At 68.0% G+C, this 24,413-nt stretch carries 18 protein-coding genes; 6 read left to right on the top strand and 12 right to left on the bottom strand.

Annotated elements, in window-relative coordinates; translation table 11 throughout:
• Positions 1–7 precede the first annotated feature (7 nt).
• Positions 8–5,347 carry an AAA family ATPase gene (locus WKW77_RS19755; protein WP_340358570.1) on the top strand — a complete coding sequence of 1,780 codons (5,340 nt, stop codon included), beginning with the start codon at positions 8–10 and terminating at the stop codon, positions 5,345–5,347.
• 22 nt (positions 5,348–5,369) lie between these two features.
• Here the strand turns inward: WKW77_RS19755 and WKW77_RS19750 are convergent, their stop codons facing one another.
• Positions 5,370–6,692, bottom strand: coding sequence for a hypothetical protein (locus WKW77_RS19750; protein ID WP_340358569.1), 1,323 nt, complete (start codon positions 6,690–6,692; stop codon positions 5,370–5,372).
• An 82-nt stretch (positions 6,693–6,774) separates the two neighbouring features.
• Positions 6,775–7,338: a peroxiredoxin gene (locus tag WKW77_RS19745; protein WP_340358568.1), complete on the bottom strand. Its 564-nt coding sequence runs from the start codon at positions 7,336–7,338 to the stop codon at positions 6,775–6,777.
• A 21-nt stretch (positions 7,339–7,359) separates the two neighbouring features.
• Between WKW77_RS19745 and WKW77_RS19740 the strand changes: the two genes are divergently transcribed.
• Positions 7,360–8,946, top strand: coding sequence for a phospholipase D family protein (locus tag WKW77_RS19740; protein ID WP_340358567.1), 1,587 nt, complete (start codon positions 7,360–7,362; stop codon positions 8,944–8,946).
• 253 nt (positions 8,947–9,199) lie between these two features.
• On the opposite strand, the gene WKW77_RS19735 is transcribed toward WKW77_RS19740, so the two are convergent.
• Entirely contained in the window at positions 9,200–10,486 is a 1,287-nt protein-coding gene (locus WKW77_RS19735) for an NUDIX hydrolase (protein WP_340358566.1), read from the bottom strand.
• A 152-nt stretch (positions 10,487–10,638) separates the two neighbouring features.
• Between WKW77_RS19735 and WKW77_RS19730 the strand changes: the two genes are divergently transcribed.
• Complete coding sequence (locus WKW77_RS19730) at positions 10,639–10,836, top strand: helix-turn-helix domain-containing protein (RefSeq protein ID WP_340358565.1); 198 nt, start codon at positions 10,639–10,641, stop codon at positions 10,834–10,836.
• A 3-nt stretch (positions 10,837–10,839) separates the two neighbouring features.
• Here WKW77_RS19730 and WKW77_RS19725 read toward each other — a convergent pair whose 3' ends face one another.
• Together WKW77_RS19725 and WKW77_RS19720 are read right to left on the bottom strand one after the other, a co-directional pair.
• Complete coding sequence (locus WKW77_RS19725) at positions 10,840–11,085, bottom strand: DNA-directed RNA polymerase subunit alpha C-terminal domain-containing protein (RefSeq protein WP_340358564.1); 246 nt, start codon at positions 11,083–11,085, stop codon at positions 10,840–10,842.
• A gap of 160 nt (positions 11,086–11,245) precedes the next feature.
• On the bottom strand, positions 11,246–11,740 hold the full coding sequence (locus WKW77_RS19720; RefSeq protein WP_340358563.1) for a BON domain-containing protein: 495 nt from the start codon (positions 11,738–11,740) through the stop codon (positions 11,246–11,248).
• A 906-nt stretch (positions 11,741–12,646) separates the two neighbouring features.
• Here WKW77_RS19720 and WKW77_RS19715 point away from each other — a divergent pair.
• From WKW77_RS19715 to WKW77_RS19705, 3 genes are all read left to right on the top strand, one after another.
• A complete protein-coding gene (locus WKW77_RS19715) occupies positions 12,647–14,437 on the top strand; it encodes a hypothetical protein (RefSeq protein WP_340358562.1) in 1,791 nt (596 codons plus the stop codon).
• A 358-nt stretch (positions 14,438–14,795) separates the two neighbouring features.
• Positions 14,796–15,206 carry a hypothetical protein gene (locus tag WKW77_RS19710; RefSeq protein ID WP_340358561.1) on the top strand — a complete coding sequence of 137 codons (411 nt, stop codon included), beginning with the start codon at positions 14,796–14,798 and terminating at the stop codon, positions 15,204–15,206.
• A gap of 83 nt (positions 15,207–15,289) precedes the next feature.
• Positions 15,290–15,646, top strand: coding sequence for a hypothetical protein (locus WKW77_RS19705; protein WP_340358560.1), 357 nt, complete (start codon positions 15,290–15,292; stop codon positions 15,644–15,646).
• A gap of 212 nt (positions 15,647–15,858) precedes the next feature.
• Here the strand turns inward: WKW77_RS19705 and WKW77_RS19700 are convergent, their stop codons facing one another.
• From WKW77_RS19700 to WKW77_RS19670, 7 genes are all read right to left on the bottom strand, one after another.
• Entirely contained in the window at positions 15,859–16,722 is an 864-nt protein-coding gene (locus WKW77_RS19700; protein WP_340358559.1) for an isocitrate lyase/PEP mutase family protein, read from the bottom strand.
• On the bottom strand, positions 16,719–18,134 hold the full coding sequence (locus tag WKW77_RS19695; protein ID WP_340358558.1) for an FAD-dependent oxidoreductase: 1,416 nt from the start codon (positions 18,132–18,134) through the stop codon (positions 16,719–16,721). Before WKW77_RS19695 ends, WKW77_RS19700 begins: the two co-directional genes overlap by 4 nt.
• Before the next feature lie 2 nt (positions 18,135–18,136).
• Complete coding sequence (locus WKW77_RS19690) at positions 18,137–18,751, bottom strand: cysteine hydrolase family protein (RefSeq protein ID WP_340358557.1); 615 nt, start codon at positions 18,749–18,751, stop codon at positions 18,137–18,139.
• Entirely contained in the window at positions 18,748–20,802 is a 2,055-nt protein-coding gene (locus WKW77_RS19685; RefSeq protein ID WP_340358556.1) for a hydantoinase/oxoprolinase family protein, read from the bottom strand. Before WKW77_RS19685 ends, WKW77_RS19690 begins: the two co-directional genes overlap by 4 nt.
• Positions 20,799–22,502, bottom strand: coding sequence for a hydantoinase B/oxoprolinase family protein (locus WKW77_RS19680; protein WP_340358555.1), 1,704 nt, complete (start codon positions 22,500–22,502; stop codon positions 20,799–20,801). Before WKW77_RS19680 ends, WKW77_RS19685 begins: the two co-directional genes overlap by 4 nt.
• Positions 22,495–23,001 carry a LeuD/DmdB family oxidoreductase small subunit gene (locus tag WKW77_RS19675; protein ID WP_340358554.1) on the bottom strand — a complete coding sequence of 169 codons (507 nt, stop codon included), beginning with the start codon at positions 22,999–23,001 and terminating at the stop codon, positions 22,495–22,497. The genes WKW77_RS19680 and WKW77_RS19675 overlap by 8 nt, the downstream gene beginning before the upstream one ends.
• A gap of 61 nt (positions 23,002–23,062) precedes the next feature.
• A complete protein-coding gene (locus tag WKW77_RS19670; RefSeq protein ID WP_340358553.1) occupies positions 23,063–24,337 on the bottom strand; it encodes a 3-isopropylmalate dehydratase large subunit in 1,275 nt (424 codons plus the stop codon).
• Positions 24,338–24,413: the final 76 nt, after the last annotated feature.

Raw genomic sequence — 24,413 nt, 5'->3', positions numbered from 1 at the left:
GCCGACGGTGGTCACGATTCCCGGCTACCGGATCGGCGAGCGCATCCATCAGTCGCAGCGCCGCTCGATCTATCGCGCGGTGCGCATCGCGGACGGGCATCCGGTCGTCATCAAGACGCTCGATGCCGAGTACCCCAGCCGGCAGGAAGTCGCCGAACTGCGCCACGAATACAGCCTGCTGCAGCGCCTGCAGTCGATCGAATCGGTGGTGCGCGTGCATGCGCTCGAAAGCTGGGGCAACGGCAACGTCGCGCTGGTGCTCGAACCCTTCGGCCATTCGCTCGCGGAAGAAGCCGCGGCGCAGGGCGAGCGCGGCCTGCCGCTCGAAAGCCTCTTCCGGATCGCGATCGCGCTGGCCGAGGCGCTGGCGCGCGTGCACGAGCTCGACGTGGTGCACAAGAACATCGAGCCGCACAGCATCCTCGTCGACGATGCCGCCGACGTGCGGCTGATCGATTTCAGCATCGCCTCGGAGCTTTCGCTGGAGCGGCAGAACGATGCGCTCTCGCGCCGGCTCGAAGGCGCGGTGCGCTACATGTCGCCCGAGCAGACCGGTCGGATGAACCGGCTGCTCGACTACCGGTCGGACTTCTATTCGCTAGGCATCACGCTCTTCGAGCTGCTGACCGGCGAGCTGCCCTTTCACGCGCGCACGGTGCTCGAATGGGTGCACAGCCACATCGGCAAGGCGCCGCCATCGCCGAGCGACCTGAAGCCGGCGATCCCGCAGCCGGTGTCGGCCATTGTCCTCAAGCTGATGGCGAAGAACGCCGAGGACCGCTACCAGAGCAGCTACGGGCTCATCGAAGACCTGGGCCGCTGCCAGCGCGAACTGGCGCAGACGGGCAGCATCTCGCCCTTCCCGCTCGGTCATCGCGACGTCTCGCGCAAATTCAACATCCCTCAGCGGCTGTACGGACGCGAAGCCGAACAGGCGGCGCTGCTCGCGCTGTTCGAACGCGTGGCGGCCGGCGGCACGGAGTTCTGCATGGTCTCGGGCCACTCGGGCGTGGGCAAGTCCGCACTTGTCAACGAAATCGCCAAGCCGCTGGTGCGGCGCGATGGCTACCTGATCCAGGGCAAGTTCGACCAGTTCCAGCGCAGCACGCCCTACTCCGCCGTGGTGCTGGCTTTTCGCAGCCTCGCGCGACAGTGGATGGCTGAATCGCTCGAGCGCCGCAAGGCGCTGGGCGAGCGGCTGGTGGCGGCGGTCGCGCCCAACGGCCGGCTGCTCATCGAGCTGATACCCGAGCTCGAAGAAATCATGGGCGTCCAGCCGCCGGTGCCCGCGTTGCCGCCCAACGAGCAGCAGAACCGGCTGCAGATCGCCTTCCTGAACTTCGTGCGCGCGGTCGCGAGCGAACAGCCGCTCGTGGTCTTCCTCGACGACCTGCAGTTCAGCGATGCATCGACGCTCAACCTGATGCGCTGGCTGGCGACCGCGCGCGACCTGCGGCACCTGCTGCTGATCGGCGCGTACCGAAGCAACGAGGTCGATGTCGGTCATCCGCTGCGGCTGGCGCTCAACGAGATCCAGGAGAGCCGTGCGATCCACGAACTTGCGCTGCGGCCTCTCGCCCTTCCGGCGGTCGAGCAACTGGTGGCGGATGCGCTGCACGCCGACGTGGCCGCGTGCCGGCCGCTGGCCGAGCTGCTGCACGAGCGCGCGCAGGGCAACCCCTTCTTCCTGACCGCCTTGCTCCGGGCGCTCGAACAGGCGCGCGCCATTGCCTTCGCGCCCGAAGCGGGCCGCTGGCGCTGGGACATGGACGCGGTGCGCAGCAGCGGGCTGGGCAGCGACGTGGTGGACTTCGTGCTCGCCAACCTGCGCAAGCTGCCGGCCGCGACGCAGCGCGTGCTGGAGCTCGCGTCCTGCATCGGCGACACCTTCGACCTGCGCACGCTGTCGATCATCCACGAGCACCCGATGGCACGGACCGCAGCGGACCTGCTGCCCGCGATGCAACGGCACCTGGTGGTACCGCTGAACGAGGACTACAAGCTGGTCGGCAGCGGCGACGAAGCGGCTGCCGCCGGGCTCAATCCGAGCTACCGCTTCCAGCACGACCGGGTGCAGCAGGCGGCCTACGCCCTCATCACGGCCGATCGCAAGGAAAGCGTGCATCTCTCGATCGGCCGGCTGATCCAGCGCCACGCCACGCCCGAGGAACGCGAACAGCGTCTCATCGAGATCGTCGGCCACCTCAACGAATGCCACGGCCTCATCGACGATCCGGCCGAACGCAGGGCGCTCGCGCGCATGAACCTGCAGGCGGGCGTCCGCGCGCTGCGCTCGTCGGCCTACGAATCGGCGCGCACCTATCTCGGCCATGGCCTCGCACTGCTGCCGGCGGACGCGTGGACGAGCGACATCGAGCTCAAGATGGCGCTGGCCACCGAGTACCAGCAGTGCGCGTACCTGACCTCGAACTACGGCGAAGCGGAGTCGTGGATCGAGGACATGCTCGATCACGCGCGATCGAACCTGGAGAAGGCAGAGATCCTCTCGATGCGCACGCGGCAGTACGCCACGATCGGCAAGATGGCCGAATCGATCCGCGCCGCGACCACCGGCCTCGCGCTGCTCGGCATGCGGATCACCGACGACCCGGACCGGGCCGCGATCGGCCGCGAGATGGCGGCGGTGCGGCGCAACCTCGGCGGGCGCCGGATCGCCGACCTCATCGATGCGCCTCCGATGTCCGACCCGGTCCAGCAGGTCGCGATCCGGCTGCTGATGGAAATCTTCCCGGCGGCCTTCCTGTCGGGCAGCGGCAATCTTTTCCCGTTCCTGGTGCTGCGCGCAGTGAACATCTCGCTGCGCCACGGCAACAGCCCGGAATCGGCATTCGCGTATGCGGCCTACGGGATGCTGCTGTGCGGCGCGCTCGACGATGCACCGCTCGGCTACGAATACGGTCAGCTCGCGGTGGCGATGAACGACCGCAGCGAGGACATCGCGCTCAAGTCGCGCGTGATCTACGTCTACGCGATGTTCGTGCACCACTGGAGCAACCACTGGTCGACGATGACGCCCTGGTTCCGGCGCGGCATCGAGGCCGGCTATCAGTCCGGCGACCTGCTCTATCTGGCCTACAGCGCGCAGGACTGCATCATCTGGGACCCGAAGCTCGATCTCGAAGCCGCCGCGCAGGAGCATGCGGACTTCCTCACCATCGTGCGCGACTGCGAATACCAGGACTCGCTCGATTCGGGAACGCTCTTCCTGCAGATGCAGCGCAACTTCCTCGGCCAGACCGATGGCCTGTGCTCCATGAACGACGCGAGCTTCGACGAGGCGCGCTGCCTCGAGGGCATGCGGCAGCGCCGCTTCATGACGGGCGTGGCCAACTATCACATCTACAAGGCCGAGATCTGCTGGTTCTACGGCGAGCACCAGCAGGCGCTGGCCCATGTGCGCGAGCAGGACAAGCTGATCGCCTCCGCGATGTCGCTGCCGCAACTCGTGCGCTTCTACATCGTCGCCTTCCTCACGCTCGCCGCGTGCCTGCCGGGCATGACGGCCGACGAACAGGCGGCAACCCGGACGCGCATGCGCGCCGATCTCCGCCGGATGACACGCTGGGCGAGCCACTGCGCGGCGAACTTCCTGCATCTGCAATGGCTGATGCAGGCGGAACTCGCGCGCCTGGACGGCCGCGTCGAAGCCGCTCTGGAAGCCTATGAAGCCGCGATGGCCGCCGCACACGAATCCGGCTTTCGGCGCGACGAGGCGATGGCGAACGAACTCGCGGGCCGGCACCTGCTGGCCGCCGGCCGCCGCAAGGCGGCCGAGGGCTACCTGCGCGCGGCCCGCAATCTCTACGAAGGCTGGGGGGCGCGGCGCAAGGTCGCGCACATGGAAGATGAATTCCCGGTGCTGCGGCCGTCATCGGCCATGCGGCCGCGCGGCGATGCGGCGAAGTCCGCGACGGCCGGTTTCGACTCGGCGTCGCTCGACCTCGCGTCGGTGATGAAGGCCTCGCAGGCCATCGCCAGCGAGATCGCGCTGGACCAGCTCTGGACCGCGACGATGCGGATCATGCTGGAGAACGCCGGTGCCCAGCGCGGCTGCTTCGTAGTGCGCGAAGAGGGCCAGCTCCTCATCGAAGGGCTCTGCGAGGCCGGGCAGGAGGCCGGCGCGCCGGCGCGCGCCATGCCTTTCGACGGCAACGAAGGCGCGCTCGCGCTGCCGATCTCGATCGTCTATCACGTGCTGCACACCGAAAGCCCGATCGTGCTGCACGACGCGGCGCGCGCCGGCCGCTTCTCGCGCGATGCCTACCTGCAGGCGCGCCAGCCGCAATCGGTGCTGTGCATTCCGCTGCGGCAGCGCGGACGATGCGAAGGCGCGATCTACATGGAGAACAGCCTCGCCGCAGGCATCTTCACCGACGAGCGCATCGAGGTGATCGAGCTGCTGGCGGCCCAGGTGTCCATCTCGATCGAGAACGCGCGGCTCTACCAGCAGCAGCAGCGCCTCATCGAGGCGCAGCGCCGCTTCGTGCCCAGCGAGTTCCTCGAAAGCCTGGATCGCCCCGACATCGCGCGCGTCAACCTCGGCGAGAACGTCGCCAAGACCATGAGCGTGCTCTTCGCCGACCTGCGCGACTTCACGCCCTTGTCCGAGCGGCTCGACCCGCGCAGCACCATCGACCTGCTCAACCGGTACTTCGGCACCATGGAGGTCCAGATCACGCAGGGCGGCGGTTTCATCGATTCCTTCGCGGGCGACGAGATCAAGGTGCTCTTCGACACCGAGGCGGACGCCGCCGTGCGCACCGGGATCGCAATGTGGCGGGCGCTGGAGGCTTTCAACGAACGTTCGATCGCGCGCGGCCAGCCGACACTGGCGGCGGGCATCGGCGTCAACACCGGCCCGCTGCTGCTGGGCACGGTCGGCGGCGACGACCGCATCCAATGCACGGTGATCGGCGACCCGGTCAACCTCGCTTCACGGATCGAGCAGCTCACCAAGGTTTACCGGGCGCGCTTCCTGATCGGCGAAGCGACCTACCACGCGCTGCGCGCGCCGGAAGCATTCGCACTTAGGCGCGTCGATCGCGTGGCGGTGAAGGGCAAGAACGTCGCCGTGGACGTCTACGAGGTCATCGATGCCGAGGCGCCCGAGCGGCGCGATGCCAAGCTCTCGACGCGCGCGCGTCTCGAATCGGCGATGACGCTGTACTTCGAAGGCGAGTTCGAAGCCGCGCTCGGTCTGTTCGAACAGGTCGGCGCCGCGGACCCGCTCGATGCGGTGCCGGATCTCTTCATCGAGCGCTGCACGCGCTATCTGCGCGAACCCGCCGAGGCGTGGGAAGGGTTCGAACGCCTGCTCCACAAATAGACGGCTCGCGCCGCCGGCGCGTTCAGGCGCAGCCGAAGCAGGGCGAGAAATCGGCGCCGCCCTTGCTCTGGCAGCGCGCCAATGCCTGCTCGTAGGTATAGGTCGGCGAGATGGTCTTCGGGTTGAAGCACAGGTCCATCTGCGCGAGCGCGCAGATGGTCAGCCGGTCGCTCTCGCTCGCCGGATTCGGCGCCCCGCTGCCGTCGCCCTGCCCGGGGCCGAACCAGCGTTCGCAGGCCGTGCCGATCGCCTCCTCCGGATCGACCTCCTCGCCACGCTTCGCCGCTGCGGCACAGAGCCCAAGAAAGCTCGCGGCCGCGAGGTCCTGCGCCTCGTACTTGCGGATGTCCGGGATCTGGGCCGGGTCGTCGGTGCAGCGGCCGGTCACGCCGGCGGCGATCATGTGATTCGCGATCAGGTACGGCGTCTTCTTCGGGCTGTCGGGCAGCACGCGAATGAAGCCCGCCTGCAGCACGTTCACCGTCGGCGAACCGTTGGCGTCCTTCGGCAGGTGCGCCTTGTAGCGCGTGCGAAACCAGCCGGGCGCCTGCGGGTCGTAGAGGGGCGAGCCGCACACCAGCAGCGGCAGCGTCAGCGGGTTCTCCGCATTCGATGGCGGGTTCAGCATCAGCTCCAGCATCGAGCGCACGTAGGTCAGGCCACGCGCGTCGTTGTCGAAGAACATCGAGGTGAGGCTGATCGGGAAATAGTCGTTGGGGTATTCGCTTTCGCCCGAACCCGGCGCGGCGATGGGATTGACGTCGAGGATCGCGTGGTAGCGCTCCGGCGATCCGATGCCCGTGCACTGGAGGATCTGCGCCCAGCGCCGCAGCGTCATGTTGTTGAGGTAGTTCGCGGTGCGGTAGGCCACGATGGGCGGGTAGTGCATCAGCGTCACCGCCTGATGATTGGCGACCGGCATGCCGACCGGCAGGCAGGGCAGCCATTCCGATGGGCCGTCGCTGCGGTTCACCGGAAAGCCGGCCATCGGGTTCCAGGCAGGCGTCTCGCGGCAGGCATCGCAGCCGTCGAGCGCGAGGCCCGCATGCCGCGCGTCGAGCATCGCGACGTGCATCGCCGCGAAATGCTCGGCCTGCTGCGCGAAGGCGGGCAAGGCGCGGAATCCGACCATGTAGCCGGTCCCGCCGGTGCCTTTGGTCACGGTGAGCGATCCCGGCTCGATCTGGATCCCGTCTTCGTCCAGGGATGTCTTGGTGAAGTGCGCAATGACGTCCTCGTGCGTCTCGAGCTTGAGCTTCGCGCGCGTCGCGGGGTCGAGCAGCGCGGGATCGGGATAAAGCCGTTCCTGATAGGCGCGAGAACCGGGCAAGGGGTACAGGATCACGATGCGCTCTCCTCCGGCCAATGCTGGCGAATGGCCGCGAGCGTAGCGGCAACGCCTGCGCCTGTACAGCGCCTCGTGGCGCCTACCTCGCGGCGGCGCGGCGCGGCAGTGCCCGGACCCCGTCGAGCATCTTCTCGACGTGCTTCTCGGGGTTGAGGCTCTGGTACTGCGCGGCCACCGTGCCGTCAGGCGCGATCACGTAGGACACACGGGTCGCGTAGTCCGGCCGCGTCTGCATGATCGCGTCGAAGGACTTGCTGATCGTCTTGTCCGCATCGGACGCCACGGGGAACTTGCCCTGGCAGGCCTGGCTGGAGAACTTCGCCAGGGTGTCGATGTCATCGGTCGACACGCCAATCACCGTCGCGCCCAGCGCGGCGAACTGGTCGATCGCCTCCGCGAAGGCATGGGCCTCGATCGAACAGCCCTGGGTGAAGGCCGCCGGGAAAAAATACACTACGACCGGCCCGCGGGCCAGCGCGGTGGAAAGTGAATAGGTGAAGGGCTTGCCGCCCAATGCGGCCGGCGCACTGAAGGCCGGCGCGCGCTGTCCCACGTCGAGTGCCGCGCCGGCCGGTGCGGCCGCACCCAGAACCAACGCCATGACCGCCGACGCCACTGCTGCCTTGCCTGCAATAGTCTTCATGTTCTCGTTCCCGTCGAATCGATGAGGCGCATCGTATTCCAGGCGTTCGCGGCGGGCCCGGTCCTACGCGCCGCCCTGCTGCTCCTCGCGGTCTTGCTCGCGGGTTGCGGCAGCCTTCCCGCCATGAAGCAGATGGCGCCCACCACCGCGCCGCCCGTCGATCCGCAGGCACCCCTGGCGAAGATCGTCGCCGCCTCGACGCCGCCGGGCGAACACTCGGGCTTTCGCCTCATGCCGCTGGGCGAGTATTCGCTGCAGGCGCGCATCGATCTGGCGGAGCGCGCGCAACGAACGCTCGACGTGCAGTACTACGTGATCGCGAACGACGGCGCCGGCTGGCTGCTGCTGCGGGCCCTGAAGCAGGCGGCAGAACGGGGCGTGCGCGTCAGGCTGCTGGTCGACGACCTGTACACGGCGAACACCGGGCACCTGCTGCTGGCGCTCAACAACATCCCCAACGCCGAGGTGCGGCTCTTCAATCCCTTCTGCTGTGCGCGCGGCAGCCTGCCGGGGCGCTTCGCAGCATCGGCCTTCGACCTCGAGCGGCTCAACCACCGCATGCACAACAAGCTGTTCATCGCCGACGGCGTGATGGCGGTCGCGGGCGGGCGCAACATCGCCGACGAGTACTTCACGCTCAACACCGCGCAGAACTTCGTCGACATGGACGCGCTGGTGGTCGGCAAGGTGGTCGATCAGCTTTCCGGCATCTTCGACGAGTACTGGAACAGCGAGGAGGTCTATCCGGTCACGGCCGTGGTGCAGCCGGACCGGGACCGCGAGCAGCAGGTCGCACGGTTCACGCGGGAAGTCGACATGGAGTCGCGCGCGCGCAAGCTCTCGCTGCCGCCGAGCGACGTGCTCGGCTACGGTCCCATCGGGGAAGAACTCGATGCCGGCAGGCTCGGCCTGCTCTGGGGCCGCGCCAATGCAGTGGCCGACCCGCCCGCCAAGCTGCGCTTCATGTCGGCCGACGGCGCCTACGCGGCGAGCGTCACGAGCCGCTTCTGGATGAGGCTGCTCGAGGCCGAAAGCGAGATCGTCCTTACCACGCCCTACCTCGTGCCGGGCGACCGGGGCATGAGTGCGATCGCAGAGCTGCGCCAGCGCGGCGTGAACGTCACGCTGGTCACCAACTCGCTCGCGGCCAACGACGAGCCGCTGGTGCACAGCGGCTACGCGCGCTATCGCGAGCGGCTGTTGAAGGAAGGCGTCGACCTGTACGAGCTCAGCCCCGCGCGCACCCGCAGCGGGCGGCTGGGCATGTTCGGCAATTCGCTGGGCCGGCTGCATGCGAAGACCGCGGTGGTCGACCAGCGGCGGATGTTCATCGGCTCGGTCAACCTCGATCCGCGCTCGGCGACGCAGAACACCGAGCTCGGCATCATGGTCGACAGCCCGCAGCTCGCCCGCGAGATGCTGCGCATCATCAAGATCAGCCGCCTCGAAAGCGCCTACCGGCTGCGGCTTGCCGGGGACGGCAGTCTCGAATGGCTGGCGGTGGACGGCGAAAAGGAAGTCATCCTGCGCACCGAGCCCGAATCCACCTGGTTCCAGCGCCTGTACAAGGACCTGGTCGGCCCCTTGGTGCCGGAGCACCTGCTTTAGGGCGCGATTGTTTCGTTTTCATTGACGCCCCATCCTCGCCTCGCGAAAACTCCCGGTGCCGTGCAAATCGAGAATCGCGGGATCGGCCTCCCCAGGGAGGCCTTTTCTCTTCACCGATCATGGCCCTGCTTCGCAGATGCCTGCTGGATGTCCGCATCCTGCAAGGCGATCCCGACATTTCACTTCTCGAATGCGGCGTGCTGGCCCGCGACCTCGAGGAACGCCCCGGCTTCGCGCGCGACCTGGCCGAGGCTCAGGCGCGCCTGAGGAAGCCGCTGGCCGGCGCCAGCCACTCCACGCCTTCGGGCCCCAGCGCAGAGAGCTGATCCGCTTCGCGGAAAAAAAGCAGCTTTTCCTCCTCCAGCAACAGGCAGGCCACCGCTTCCGGCGCGTCGGCCGCGCGCAGCACCCGCAGCGTGCATCCGCCGATCGCGAGCCGGTCCCCGACAGAGGGCGCCGGGCCACGCAACGCGAGCGTCCACCGCACCGGGCCGGGCGCGCAGGCCGACAACGTCGCCGCATGCGCCTCGTCGCCGCTACCCGCGTCGATCAGCGCCCACTCGCCGCCTTCACCGCCGACGAAATAGCTGTTCAGCAGCAAGTCGCCGGTTTGCGCCGTCACCCGCACGACGTGGGCCGACAGCCGCATCGCGAGGCCCGGGGTGAGCTCGTAGCGCCCGTGGCACTGCCCGTCGGGATCGATCAGGGAAATTTCCTCGTAGGCAGGCTCGCCGGGATTCACCGGCCTGCGGCCAGCAGGCCCTTCGGCCAGGCGCGGCATCACGAGGCTCACCTCGTTCAACCCGCGCGCGTGCGCCATGCAATCCAGCGCCGAGTCGAAGGTCGCGAGTTGCTCCAGGATGCGCCGCTGCACATTCATCAGACGCAGCCCGCGCGCCGCGTCCAGCGCGTCGGCAGGCCGCAGCCAGAGGTGCTCGACCGTCTCGCGCCCGTCGGGCCGGGCGCTCTGCGCAGGCGGCGCCAGCGCCACGAAGAAACGCGTGTCGAAGCGGCGCGGCATGCCCGGCGGGGTCAGCCAATGGCTGAAGTACACCAACTGGTCGACGGCCAGGCGCCAGCCGTGGCGCTCGCACAGGCGCAACATGGCGTCGCCGCCCTCTTCCACCAAGGCACGCAGCCCGTCGACTTCCGCGGGCGGCAGGGCGTCGAGCGAGACAAGCCCGCCGTCGGTGCCGGTGGCGAAGAGCAGCCCGGCCTCCTCGAAGCATTCCCGCACCGCCGCGGCGTAGAAGTCGAGGCCGTTCGCCGGGAGCGCGAGCCGAAGGCTGGCGGCGACATCGTCCACGCCGCTGCAGAGCCCATGGAGCGCGCGGTCGCCGGTATCGACCGTTCCACCGGGGAACACGGCGGCGCCGCTGTTCTGGTCGGCCTCTCTCTCGGCGCGCCGCAGCATCAGCACCTCCAGGCCGGCCGTACCGTCACGCAGGACGATCAGAGTGGCGGCCGTACGGACGGGACGGACAGGCGCCGAAGGGAGATTCGAAGAAATGGACATGATCGCCAGCCGTTTTACCAGCAAGACACAGGCCGCCGCGTCCCCGCCATGACGGTGCGCGGGCCCTTCGATTCATCGTTTTCCCTAACTCGAACCGCCTCGGTTGGCAAGAGCCCTTTTGGGGAGGTGTAAACCAACAGGCTGTTTCAAACTCCCCACAGGAAAGTGGGGATGCCGTGGTCAAGAAGATTCGGCTCAATGATGAGCAATGGAATACGCTACACGCGCTGTATGAAGCGCACACCCAGAAGTTGCCAACTGACGCGATCAAGGTGTCTGAGCGACTGCGCTCGAACGGGCTGGTGACCTCCGACCGGCAGGGAGGCACCTTCCTCACGGAGCAGGGATTGCGCCGTATCAATCAGGGCCGGTGAACCTCATTCCGCCAGCTGAAGTCCTTGCCGGTTGACGCTCTCGACGATCTCCCTGAGCGAATTCCGCCCCAGCCTCGACAGCACGAAGAGTTTGCGCGCCGGCACCCGCGTCAGGTCGCGGACCGTGTGGAGCTGGTTCAGCCGCAGCACGTTGGTCGTGCGCAGCGACAGATCGAGGATGGCGATGTCGGCGTCCAGAACCGGGTGCGCAGCCGGCGCGGCTGCGACGGGATCGTGGCGATGGTCCATGTCGTGTCTCCAGTAGCAATGCCCGAAACCTGCACACTCCGTGCCATCGCCGCGGGTGCCCGGGTGTCGTGGCCTTCCATTGGAGAACTCCGCCCTTCGCCTGATTTCAGAACAGGTCGATTGGCTGAAATTCATCCATTTGCACACTTGTCAGTCAGGGTTAACCAGCGGACTTCACCTCCAAGGCGTTGTCGACCGAGACCACGCCCTTCACCGACCTGGTGATCTCGCCGGCCCGAGCCTTGGCTTCCTCGCTCGGCGCTGGCCCGGAGAGCCGCACCGCGCCGTTTCGCGTCTCGACGTCGATGCGCGAGACGCTCAGATCCGGATCGCGCGCCAAGGCCGCAGACACGGCCAGCGTCACGCTGGCGTCGTCGGTGGTCGCGATGGTGGCCGCGCCCAGACCCTTGATCGCCTCCTTCGCGGCGATCGCGTCCTGCTTCACCTCGGGCGAAGTCACGAAGGCTTTCGTCTTGTCGCGGGCGGTTTCGGCCATTTCCGCAGCCTTGTTGGCGGCTGCGGCTGCGGCCTTGCCGGTCTGGTCCACCGCAGCGTCGACCTGCCGCTTCGTGGACTCGTCGGCGGTCCGTTCGGTGCATGCCGCCGCGCCCAGCAAGCACGCCGTGAGCACCGTAATTCGCAGAAGCGGCGGCATTCGGAAGCAATCCCTACTCGACATTTCATCGGCTCCTTTTGAACGGCGAACCCACAAGGATTCCCGCCTCAATTTAGGCCGGCGAATTACAGGTCGACGTGGCGCTCGACGCCGAGCGAATGTAGGTCGATGACGTACTGAAAATTCATCAATTTTTACATCCCGCATGATGAAAGCGGATCGATTCTGCTTGCCTACTGTTACACGCAGATTTTGCAAATAAGAAGGAAGTTAACTGCACAGTCGTCACTGAGCACTACTGTTGTAACTTCACCCCCCAGAACAAAAAAACATATCGAAAGGATTTGCAAGAATGCTTGCGGGGTAGGAAGGGTCCCACGTACAAACCTATCTTTTCTTAATCTCGAGGCCTTTTTTGTGAAAACTATGGAGAAAAGTTCTCTTTTGCTGCTTATTGCAGCAGGGACGATTGCAGGATGTGGGGGTGGAGGAAGCAGCGGCGACATGGGTGCGCTTGCAGCGAGCGGCGCGGGCACCGCGGCGGTAGCCTCCTCCGCGGTGAATGGAAGCGCCACGACCGTCGCAGATAGCGGCACGTCGAGCACAGTTGCCGGCGATTCCGGCACGACCAAGGATCAAGCGGATTCGGAGAAGCTGCGCCGTTGGTGGCCGCCGGCTCCTGCCCCTGCCCCTGCCCCTGCCCCTGCCCCTGCCCCTGCCCCTGCTCCGGCCCCGGCTCCTGCCCCGGCTCCGGCTCCGGCTCCGGCTCCGGCTCCGGCCCCGGCCCCGGCTCCTGCCCCGGCCCCGGCTCCTGCCCCGGCTCCGGCGCCTGCCCCGGCTCCCGCGCCTGCTCCGGCTCCGGCGCCTGCTCCGGCTCCCGCGCCAGCGGTCTCCGGCGACATCGTTGACAGCGCCCTGAACATCATTCCGGCGCAGTACACCGCCATGGCGGCGCAGTTGAGCAAGGATGCCGGCATCGCCTACCGCTACGGCCCCGATGCGATTTCTTCAGGCTCGGCCAACGCAGGCGTCGCGCTGTACAAGCGCGGGGACACCAAGCTCACCTCTCCCGCACCGGACTACCCGTTCTGGTGGCAGATCGGCCAGACCTCCAGCGGTGCCGGCTCGTACTCCTCGAACCAGGGTTCGATCACCTTCGTGGCGGACGATCCGACACAGCGGGTGGGCGTGTCCGACATCCAGATCTCGAACTACATGTATGGCGTGTTCGCCCAGCTCCCGCAGCTGAGCTGGACGCGTGCAGCCGTCGCCGGCGGCGGTATCGACAGCGTCAACGTGATGGGCTATCGCGAGCAGGGCATCGTGAGCAACAACCCGATCGCCACCGCCCGCTGCGCCGGCACCGCGTTCTGCGCCGAAGGACTGGTCGCGTTCCAGAACGGCGTCATCGGCACAGTCGGCAGCAACACCGCGCGCAACCGGACCACCGTCCAGCTGCCCGCCAACAAGGTGCCGACGTCCATCGCCATGACGAACAACAGCGAGTTCGCCCTGGTCACGGTGTGGGACACGCAGGCCCTCAAGGGTCAGGTCGCGGTCATCGCCATGGCCGGCCTGTGCGACGGCTGCGATCCGTACAACGGCACCGCGGACCACACGACCAACGGCATCGGCTATGCCAAGTGGTACAACTGGTGGCAGGAGTGGATGGGCGTCTACCCGGGTCTGGCGAACATGGGCAACACCGCGTTCATGAAGATCCTGGGCTACATCGACCTGCCCGGCATCAACGCGCCGACCGAGATCGCCGTCACGACGGGCATGGACCAGTACAAGACGCTCTACCAGACCGGCTCGCAGGTCGGTCAGTTCGTCGGCCTGGACAACTCGCCCCTGACGACCGCGACCAACTGGCAGAAGTTCGCCCCTGGCGGCTCCCTCTACTACAACTACGCCAAGGGCGGCGTGGCGGTGGTGATCTCCAAGTCGGAGCAGAAGGCCGCGTTCATCGACCTGAAGCCGCTGTTCAGCTACTTCAACGGCATGTACTTCAGCTCGAACGTGAGCCAGACGACCAACTTCGGCCAGGCGGCCAACCAGTGGCCGTTCACCTTCGACGTGCAGGCCTCGCAGAAGCCGACGGTGGTCAAGACGGTGTCGCTGGGTGCGCGTCCGACCGCGGTGAAGACGACGATGGCCGAGAAGTTCGCGACGCGGGCATGGATCGCGACGCAGGACGGCACGCTGCACATCTACAGCCTGGATGGCTTCGCGCCGGGTGACGGCTACAACATGACGGCCAACCCGCCGGCGAGCAACATCGCCGAGGTGGGCACCGTGACCGGCATCGGCCGCAATCCGACGTCGCTGGGTGTCTCCCGAGGCGAACCGACGAACACCAGCTTCGATGCGAGCAACAAGCAGGTGATCGTGGCCTCCCGCGGCGACAACAAGATCAACTGGGTGCGCTTCGCTTCCAACGGCAACAGCGGCAGCATCGTGCGCACGATCCAGCACAACGAGATGAAGGACCTGATCGCGGTCGAGGACTCGGACAACTTCGCCAACCAGGGCTTCGTGCTGAGCGCGCTCGACTACACCGGCAAGGCGGTACGCAACTACCGCTACGGCCAGGTGACCTTCAATGATGGCGGACTCTGCCCGTGGCCCACCGGCTGCCCGATCAACGCGATCAACGGTGCCCAGGCCGAGTACGGCGGTGCAATGGCGCTGCCTGGCAAGCCCTTCCAGATGAACTCGGCGAACGTGCCCTGAGCTCCGCTTCGTTCTTCTGACTGACCGAACAGCCCGCCTCGTGCGGGCTGTTTTTTTTTGTGCCTTCACGGCTGGGCACGCGCGTCTGCCAGCAGGTGATCGAGCATGCGTCGCACGCGCACGCGGAAGGACAAGCGGTGGCTCGCGATCATCGCCCTGCTCCCCGCGGCACGCCTCGCAGCCGCGACCCCGGTGGTCCTGTTGCACGCGCTGCCGGCGCGTGCGCCCTGGTCGGGGACAATGCAAGCACCTCAGCGCGGATGCCCGAGACGTCACAGATTGTTGGATCTGTCCACCGGGCGCTGGTCCGCAGCGTTTCAACCTGAATGGGCAAATTCGCCCCCATCGGAGAATTCCAGTGAGTTTTGTTGGCTCTGCGCTCGCCAGACTGGCGTTTGCCGCGGCTGTGACAGCAACGGCCCTCTCGGCCGCCGTATCCGCGCACGCGGAGGTGAATGTGTCGGTCGGCGTCGGCGGCCCGGTGTACTACGAGCCGGCGCCCGCCTATGTGGTCCCGCCGCCGGCCTACTACCAGCCCGCGCCGCCGGCTTACTACCAGCCGCCACCCCCGGTCTACTATCCGGCTCCTCCGGCCTACTACCGGCCACCGCCGCCCGCCTACTATGGCCCCGCCCCCGGCTATTACGGTCAGGGCGAATCCCGCCCACGCCTGAGCGACATGCAGCAACGCGCTCTCAACAACTGCGTGCTGCTGGCGCCGAGCGAGCAGCGCAGGTGCCGCGCGACCGTCATGTCGACCGTCCGCTGAACGGCGCCTCACTCGGCGAAAAAGTTAAACAAAAGTTTTCTTTTTTACTAGAATGTTTCACTCCTGGGGGAAAGGAGCGAAACATGAGAGTGCTTGTATCGGCCCTGGTCGGGATCGCGCTTTTCGCTGGCTGCCTTGGCGTGTGGTGGTTCTACTTTCCGGTGTGGAAGGTCGAAACCAGCGTGCGAAAGCAACTCCCCGACGGATTCGCGACCTTCTCGGGCGTCAAGTACAACCGCTCCACCGGCGCCGGCTGCGGCTATGTCAACGTGGGAAGCCGGCCCGGCCTGCCCCGCGGCACGACGCATTTCGTCCTGCTCGCGGACGGCAGCCTGAAGTTCGACCCGGACGACCGCATGACCGGCACGACACTCCAGCAGCTCGAGGCACTGCGCAAGCACACGGACTACCTCGCACTGGTGTACGCGCGCTGCGCGTGACTGAGTTCACCCCCAGCCTCGCCCACTTCGTGTGGCTCTGACACCCCCTCTTCGGGGGCAATCCCAGCGGCCCGGCGAAGCCGGTTCCGCGGGATCACTTGGTTCACCCCCAGCCTCGCCCACTTCGTGTGGCTCGGACACCCCCTCTCCGGGGGCAATCCCAGCGGCCCGGCGAAGCCGGTTCCGCGGGATTCCTGGGTTTGGGTGCGCGGCTATTCGTATTGTCGGCCGGTGCGCATGAGGTCCGGCGTCCCGATGACTTCATTGAGAGCATCGAAGTCCAGCATCTGCGAACGCCAGGGCTGCGTGGTGCGATGCGCGTGCAGGCTGCCGTAGTAGCCCTGCAGCGTGTGCACCACCGCCCGCGCGGTGCCGCCGGGGAAGATCGCGATGCGAAAGCCATGTGCCTGCAAGGCATCGGCGTCCTGGATCGGCGTCTTGCCGCCTTCCACCATGTTGGCCAGCAGCGGAATGCGATGCGCGAAACGGCGGCAGGCGGCATCCATCTGCTCGGGCGAACGCAGCGCCTCGATGAAGAGCGCATCCACCCCGGCTTCGAGATAGGCCTCCGCGCGATCGAGCGCGGCGTCGAGCCCCTCGACCGCGACCGCGTCGGTGCGCGCGAGGATCAGCGTGTCGCTCGACGCACGCGCATCCAGCGCCGCCTTGAGCTTGCCGACCATCTCGCGTTTCGGCACCACCGCCTTGCCGTCGAGATGCCCGCAGCGCTTGGGGAAGGTCTGGTCCTCGATCTGCACCATCGCCGCACCGGCCCGCTCGAAGCCGCGCACGGTGCGCTGGGTGTTGAGTGCATTGCCGAAGCCCGTGTCCGCATCGACGATCACCGGCAGGTTCACGCGCTCGGTGATGCGCGCGAGCGTGTCGGCGACTTCGGTGAAGGTGGTCAGGCCGATGTCCGATCGCCCCAGCCGCGTGTAGGCGATCGACGCGCCGGAGAGGTAGAGCGCCTCGAACCCCGCCTGCTCGGCGACGAGCGCGCTGAGCGCGTCATAGACGCCGGGCGCGAGAACGATGCCTTTCGACGCCAGGCGCGCCTTGAACGTGTTGTCGGTCATTTCATTTGCTCCCTTGAAGTCACGAGCGCCACAGCCGTCCGTGCCGCGATGTAGCCACCGGCCACCGCGCTCAGCAATCCGTTGCCGGAGAGATAGCCCCACACCGCATCGCCCGAAACGCCGCCTGCCGCGCCGCCGGCAGCAAGCAGGTTCGCGAAGGGCTTGCCGTCCGCATTCAGCACGCGCATGTCGTCGTCCGTGTCGAGCCCGCCCTGGGTGTGGAACAGCGCGCCGGTCACCTTCACCGCGAAGTACGGCGCTTCCAGACCGCGCGAGAACACGCGGCCGTCGGATTGCGGCTGCTTCTCGCGCAACGCAGACAGCGTGCGCGCAAGCACCGCCTCGTCGCACCCGATGCAGCCCGCCAGGTCGGTGAGCGTCTCGCAGCGCCGCAAGGCACCGGCGGCCTCCGCATCGCAGAAGTCGGGGAATCCGCGCGCGAGTTCGAGCAATGGCGCGTCGAACACATTCCACGCGATGCCGCCCGGCTGCGCGAGCACATGCACCGCGGCTTCGGAATAGCCTTGCGCCTCGTCGTGGAAGCGCCGGCCTTCGCGATTGATCTGCACGCCGCCTTCCATGATCACCGCCCACGACATCAGCGCGCCCTGCGGCGTCACCCACGAGCCGTGCCCCTGGTAGCCGCCGAGATCGCGCAGCCGCGCGCCGAGCGTTTCACCCCAGAGGATCGCGCTGCCGTCGTTGCCCACATGGCCGCCGAAGGTGGCCTCGGCCATCTCGGGCAGCAGCTCGCGCACCATCGACGCATTGCCGCCGAAGCCGTTGCAGGCCAAGAGCAGCACTTCGCAGCCCAGCGTCTCGCGCTGGCCGTCCGGCCGCTGGTACTCGATGCCGATCACGCGGTCCTCTGCATTCACCACCAGCGTATCGACCACCGCCTGCGTCAGCACGGGGACGCCCGCCGCTTCGGCCGCCGACTGCAGGCGCGCCATCAATGCGGCGCCCGTCTTCTGCGGCAAGGCGTGCATGCGATGCACGCTGTGGCCGGGATAGAGAAAGCCGTCGAGCAGGATCCAGTCGAGCCCGTGCCGCGCCTGGAGCGCATCGAGCGCCGGGCCGACCGCCTTCGAATAGGCCTCGACCCGCACCGGCGAGGCGCGCCCATGCGCCTTCGCCTGGATGTCGGCCGCGAAGCGCTCCGGGCTGTCGCCGGTCACGCCGTGTGCGCGCTGCACGCGCGTGCCGGGCGCGGGAATGAATCCCGAAGACAGCGCCGTCGATCCGCTGGGGACCGCATCGCGTTCGAGCACGACGCATTCGACGCCCGCATCGGCCAGCATCAGCGCAGCGGTGAGTCCGCAGGCGCCGCCGCCGACGATCGCGACCGGCACCTGCGCATCGGCATCGATGGATGGCGCACGCCGGATGCGGCGCGTGGGTCCGTCAGCCATCATCAGCCCAGCGACCGAATGAAGGCCGCGCAGTCCGTGACCTCGGCCACGTTGCGCATGTCGGCCAGCGAGGTCTGGTGCCGCTCTTCGCCGAAGGCCGCACAGCCGTCGGACAGCACCAGGGTACGGTAGTCGCGCATGTGCGCATCGCGCACCGTGCTGGCCACCCCGCCGTTCGTCACGATGCCGCAGACCGCGACCGAATCGATGCCGGCGCGACGCAGAACCCAGTCGAGCTGCGTGTTGAAGAAGGCCGAATAGGCGACCTTGCAGACTGCGACGTCGACCAGCCCGGCAAGCGCATCGACATTCGCCTGCCCCCAGCTTCCGGGCGCGAAATGGCCCCTCTTCAGATACGGACGCAGGGCCTTGAGATGCGGCGAGATCATCGGCTCGCCTGATGCATCGGGCCACAGCGTGAACTGGCTCGCGACCACCATCCCGCCCCTTGCCTTGAGAGAGCGCGCGACTTCCGCCACGCGCGCGGGCAGCAGCAGCGCAGGCGGATTGCTGTCGCCGCCGCGCGCATATGCACCCTTCGGATCGAGGAAATCGTTCTGCAGGTCGATGATGACCAGCGCGGTCTTCGCCGCGACGATAGGTGCGCCCGCGCTCATGACGGCCTCACCAGCAGGTTGCCGTGCGCATCGACCTCGGCATGAAAGCCGGGTTCGAGCCACACGGTGGTGTCCGGCTGCTCGAGGATCGCCGGTCCGTCGATGCGCGTGCCGACCGGCAGTTCGAGCCGCGCGTAGCGCACCGCGTCATGCCACTGTCCTTCATGGAACACGCGCTGCGTGCCGAGCGGCGCGATGCTGCCGGTGCCTTCGGGCGCGAGCACGGCCAGATCGAACTTGGGCCTCACCCCGATGCGGGCGTAGCGCAGGTTCATCAAGCGGATCGGAATGCCGTCGAGCACGCGCCCGAAGGCCGTGGCGTAGGCCGCCTCGAAGGCCGCACGGATCGAATCGACCGTCAGGGGCTTGCTGCGCGCGTCCGACAGTTCGACCGGCAAGGTGTGCGTCTGCCCCGCGTAGAGCATGTCGAGCGCGATCACCTCGCGCACCGCCTCGAAGCGCACGCCCGCCGAATCGAGGCGGCGCTGACATGCGTCGGCCAGTTCGTCGATGCGCCGCTGCAGGTCGGCCACGTCGACTTCGGTGAGCGGACGGTTGATGGTCTGCACCGCGTCGTGCCGCATGTCCGCGATCACGCAGCCCAGCGCGGACGTGACGCCCGGGTAGCGGGGCACGATGCCCGTGCCCACGCCGACCTCGCGCATCATCGCGCACACATGCAGCGCGCCGCCGCCGCCGAAAGGCATGTAGGCGAAGCGGCGCGGATCGTGGCCGCGCTCGATCGACACGAGCCGGATCGCGCCCGCCATGCGTGCATTCGCCACGGTGAGGATCGCCTCCGCCGCCGCATGCACGTCGAGGCCGAGCGGCCGCGCGACGTGCTCTTCGATCGCCTGCTGCGATTTTTCGGCGTCGAGCGCCGCCAGCAGCCCGCCGCCCAGGGGCCGGTCCGCGGCGATGCGGCCCAGCAGCACGTTGGCATCGGTCACCGTCGGCCGCATGTTGCCGCGCCCATAGCACGCCGGACCGGGGATGCTGCCCGCCGATTCGGGGCCCACCTGAAGCATCCCGCTCGCATCCACGGACGCGATGGAGCCGCCGCCGGCCCCGATGGTCTCGATCTGGATCATCGGCGAGCGGATCACCATGCCGAACTCGATCGCGGTCTGCGCCGCGAGCGCCGCTTCGCCATCGGCCACCAGCGACACATCGAAGGACGTGCCGCCCATGTCGCCGGTGATCGCGTTGGGATAGCCCGCCGCTCGCGCGATGGCCGCGCAGGCGATCACGCCCGCCGCGGGACCGGAGAGCGCGGTACGCACCGGCAGATCGCTCGCGGTCTGCCGCGACATCACGCCGCCGTTGCTCTGCACCACCAGCAGCTCGCCGCCGAAGCCCTGCGCGCGCAGGTCGGATTCGAGGCGCGACAGATAGCCGCCGACCACCGGCTGCAACGAGGCATTGAGCGTCGCGGTCGAGCAGCGCTCGAACTCGCGGATCTCCGGCAGCACCTCGCTCGCCGAGGTGACGTGCGCGTTGGGCCAAATCTGGCGCACTGCGGCAACCGCGCGCCGTTCGTTCTCCGGGTTCGCGTAGGTGTTGATGAAGAACACGCACACCGCCTCGCAGCCCGCGTCGAGCAGCGCACGCGCCTCGGCGCGCACCTGGTCGAGGTCGACCGGCGTGTGCAGCGTGCCGTCGGCGAGCACGCGCTCATCGACTTCGCGCCGCAGATCGCGCGGCACCACCGGCGTGAAGCTGCCGCGCAGGCCCCAGGTCTGCGGGCGATCGCGCCGGCGCATCTCCAGCACATCGCGAAAGCCGCGCGTGGTGATGATCCCGGTGCGCGCCACCTTGCGTTCGAGCAAGGCATTGGTGCCGACCGTGGTGCCGTGCACGATGGTCGCGATCGCCGCGGCCGAATCGGCCACGCGCGCCACGCCGTTCATGAAGCCGCGCGCCTCTTCGCCGCGCGTGGAAGGCACCTTGACGATGCGCGCGGTGCCGCTCGCCTCGTCGAGCACGAAAAGGTCGGTGAAGGTGCCGCCGACGTCCACGCCGACGACGAGAGATTGCTGTTTCGAAGTCATTCGGATGCTTTCCTGCCGGCATCAGCGCCGGTGGTCACGTAGCCCATTTCCCGGTCGCGCTCGCGCAGTTCGGGCTGTCGTTCGGCGGCGCTCCCCCACCCGCCGCCGCCGGGGGTTTCGAGACGCACGCGCTCGCCGCGCACGAGGCGGATGCCGCGCATCTTCGAGACCATCGGCGGCACGTGCCACGCGCCGTCGTTCTCGTAGCGGAAGACGTTGAGCGCGCCGGCGCCGCCGCCGGCGATGCCCTTGGGCGGCGAGGTGCCGCGTTCGCCGAAGACGAACACCTCGGCGTCCTTCTCCAGCAGTTCGATTTCGTAGACCGCGCCGAGGCCGCCGCGATGCTGGCCTTCGCCGCCCGAATCCGCGCGCAGCGACCATTCGGTGAAGCGCACCGGATAGGCCGCTTCGAGAATTTCCAGCGGCGGAATCGTCGCGGTCGAGATCGGCGCGTTGCCGTGCGAAAGGCCATCGCCGCCCGAATGACCGCCATGCCCGCCACCGAAAAAGCTGAACATCACCCAGCGCTGGCCCTCGCGGCCCGCGTCGCTGCGCAGGCCGGCGATCGACAGCGCATTGATCGTGCCGTAGGCCTGCGCCACCGCACGCTTCGGATCGGCCTTCGCGGCGGCGCTGAAGATCACGTCGATCATGCGCAGGATGGTCTCGGTGTAGCCGCCGACCGGTCTCGGGCGTTCCGCGCTGATGACGAGCCGGTCCGGCAGCACGAAGTCGACCGCGTCGAGCACGCCGGCATTCGCGGGCACATCGGGGAACAGGTGCTTGAGCGCCACGTAGCAGGCCGCGATCGCGGTCGCGCGCGAGATGTTCACCGGGCCCGCGCACTGCGGCGAAGTGCGCGAGAAGTCGAGCAGCAGGCGATCGCCCGAAACGGTCATGTCCAGCGCGATGGTGAGCGGCTCGGGGCTGATGCCGTCGTTGTCCAGCACGTCCTCGAAGCTGTAGCGCCCGTCCGGCAGCGACGCGATGTGCGAACGCATCAGCCGCAGCGCCCGGCTGCGCAGTTCGCTCAGTGCCTGCAGCACGAGGTCATCCCCGTATTCGTCGAGCAGGCCGTGAAGCCGCTTCGCGCCGAGTTCCAGCGCAGCGAGCTGGCCGTTGAGATCGCCCCAGAGGCTGTCGGGCAGCCGCGTGTTGGCTTGCAGGATCGCGAGTACGTCGCGGTCGAGCACGCCATCACGCACGATGCGCACTGGCGGGATCTGCACCGCCTCCTGCCAGCACTCGGTCGCGGCCGGGTTGTAGTTGCCGGGCACCGCGCCGCCGACATCGTGCCAGTGCGCCGCCGAAGCCATGTGGCAATAGAGCTTGCCGTTGCGGAAGAAGGGCCGCACCAGCTTGAAGTCGTTCGCATGCGTGCCGCCGTCGTAGGCGTCGTTGCTGATCCAGATGTCGCCGTCCTGCATCCCGCTGCGCGACTCGGCCGCCTTGGCGGTCGCGCGCACCGCGAAGGCCATGGCGCCGACGAACACCGGCAGGCCCGACTTGCCCTGCACCAGCGTATCGCCGGTGGCGGCGTCATAGAGGCCATGGCAGGCGTCGTGCGCCTCGGCAATGATGGGGTTGAACGCGCTGCGGTAGAGCGTCGCGTCCATTTCGTCGGCCACCTGTTCGAGCCGGCCGCGAAGCACGGCCAGCGTGACGGGGTCGATCGCAGGGGTGCGGGAAGGATCAGGCATGACTTGCTTTCTTGCCAGCGCGCTGGCGTAGCTGATTCAACAGTCCGCCGGCGCGGACCATGTCCATGAGGAACGAAGGCACCGGCTCGCAAGCGAGCCGCGTGCCTTCCGGTGCGATCACCGCGGGCGCGGCGGCGTCGATCTCGATGCGGTCGCCTTCGTGCAGCACCTCGGCCTGTGGGCAGGTCAGGAGCAGCAAGCCGAGGTTGAACGCGTTGCGGAAGAAGAGCCCGCTGTAGGCTGGCGCGATCACGGCAGAGACGCCGAGCTTCACCAGCACGGCGGCCGCCTGCTCGCGCGACGAGCCGATGCCGAAGTTCGGCCCGGCCACGATCACGTCGCCCGGGCGCACCTCGCGCGCGAACTCGGGGCGGATGGCTTCGAGGCAGTGCTGTGCAATGGTGTCGATGCCGTGCTTCATCGCATGGCCGGGCGCGAGCGCGTCGGTGTCGATGTCGGGGCCCAGGCGCCACACACGATGCTGAGTCTGCGCGCTCATTGGGTAACCTCCGTGCTGCGCACTGCGGTGCGAGCCCCCTTCGGAGCGGCCGGGCGGTGGCTCATGCGAGCACCTCTCGCGGATCCGCAACGCTGCCGCGCAATGCGGCGGCAGCGACCGTATAGGGCGAACCCAGATACACCTGCGCGGTCGGCGAGCCCATGCGGCCCTTGAAGTTGCGCGCGGTGGTGGAGATGACGGTCACGTCATCGCCCATCGGGTCGCCATAGCCGGAGCATGCGCCGCAGGCGGTCGGGAAGAGCTCCGCGCCCGCATCGGTCAGCGCCTGCAGCACGCCCTCTTCCTCCGCGAGCTTCTGGTCGCGCACGCTAGCGGGCGCCACCATCAACCGCACCCCCTTCGCGACCTTGCGCCCGCGCAGCACCTGCGCCGCGGCGCGCAGATCGTCCAGCTTGGCGCCGGTGCAGGCGCCGATGTAGGCGATGTCGATCGGCATGCCGGCAAAGCGGCTCACCCCGTGCGAATTGGCCGGGCTGTGCGGCGCGGCGATGTGCGGCTCCAGCGTGCTCGCGTTGAAGCGATGGCGCGTGTACTCGGCGTCCTCGTCGGTGAACCACGGCCGGGTGTCGACATGCGGCACGCCCGCGCCGGCGAGGAAGGCGGCGGTCGTCGCATCGGGCGCGATCAGGCCGGCCTGCGCGCCGAGCTCGGCGCTCATGTTCGACAGAGTCATTCGCTCCTGCATCGACAGCGCGGTCACCGCCGGACCGCAGAACTCCACGGCCTGGTAGCGGCCGCCGTTCATGCCGAAGCGGCCGATCATGTGCAGCATCATGTCCTTGGCGGTCACGCCCTTGGGCAAGGCGCCGTCCCACCACATCTGGATGGTCTCGGGCACGCGCAGCCAGATCTCGCCAGTGACCACCACCCCGAGCATCTCGGTGCTGCCCACGCCGAACATGTAGGCGCCGAACGCGCCGCCGGTCGGCGAATGCGAATCGCCGCCCACGCACATCATTCCGGGGCGGATGTGCCCGTGCTGCGGCACCACCACATGGCAGATGCCCTGGCTGTCGTAAACGTGCGGCAACTGCTGGTCGCGCGCCCACTCGCGCGCGATGCGCACGATGCGGCGCGAGTCGTCGTCGCGCTCGGGCACGTAGTGGTCCATCACCAGAACCACGCGCGAGCGGTCCCAGATCTCGGCACCGAGTTCTTCCAGCATCGGCTGGAGCCGGCGCGGGCCGGAGGAGTCGTGGAACATCGCGAGATCGACCGCGCAGGTGACGATCTCGCCGACGGCCACGCTTTCGCGCCCGCTCGCGCGGGCGATCAGCTTCTGCGCCAAGGTCTGCGCGGGGGCCATGGCGCTCATATAGCCCCCTTGCTCGGCACTAGCGTGTCCTCGCGGCCCCCCGAGGGGGCACGAGCTTGCTTGGGGCGGCCCGGCG

Source organism: Variovorax ureilyticus (genome assembly GCF_037889935.1).
Taxonomy (GTDB): domain Bacteria; phylum Pseudomonadota; class Gammaproteobacteria; order Burkholderiales; family Burkholderiaceae_C; genus Variovorax; species Variovorax ureilyticus.
Note: the sequence above shows the minus strand (reverse complement) of the source record. Positions and strands in the feature narration are given on the sequence as shown.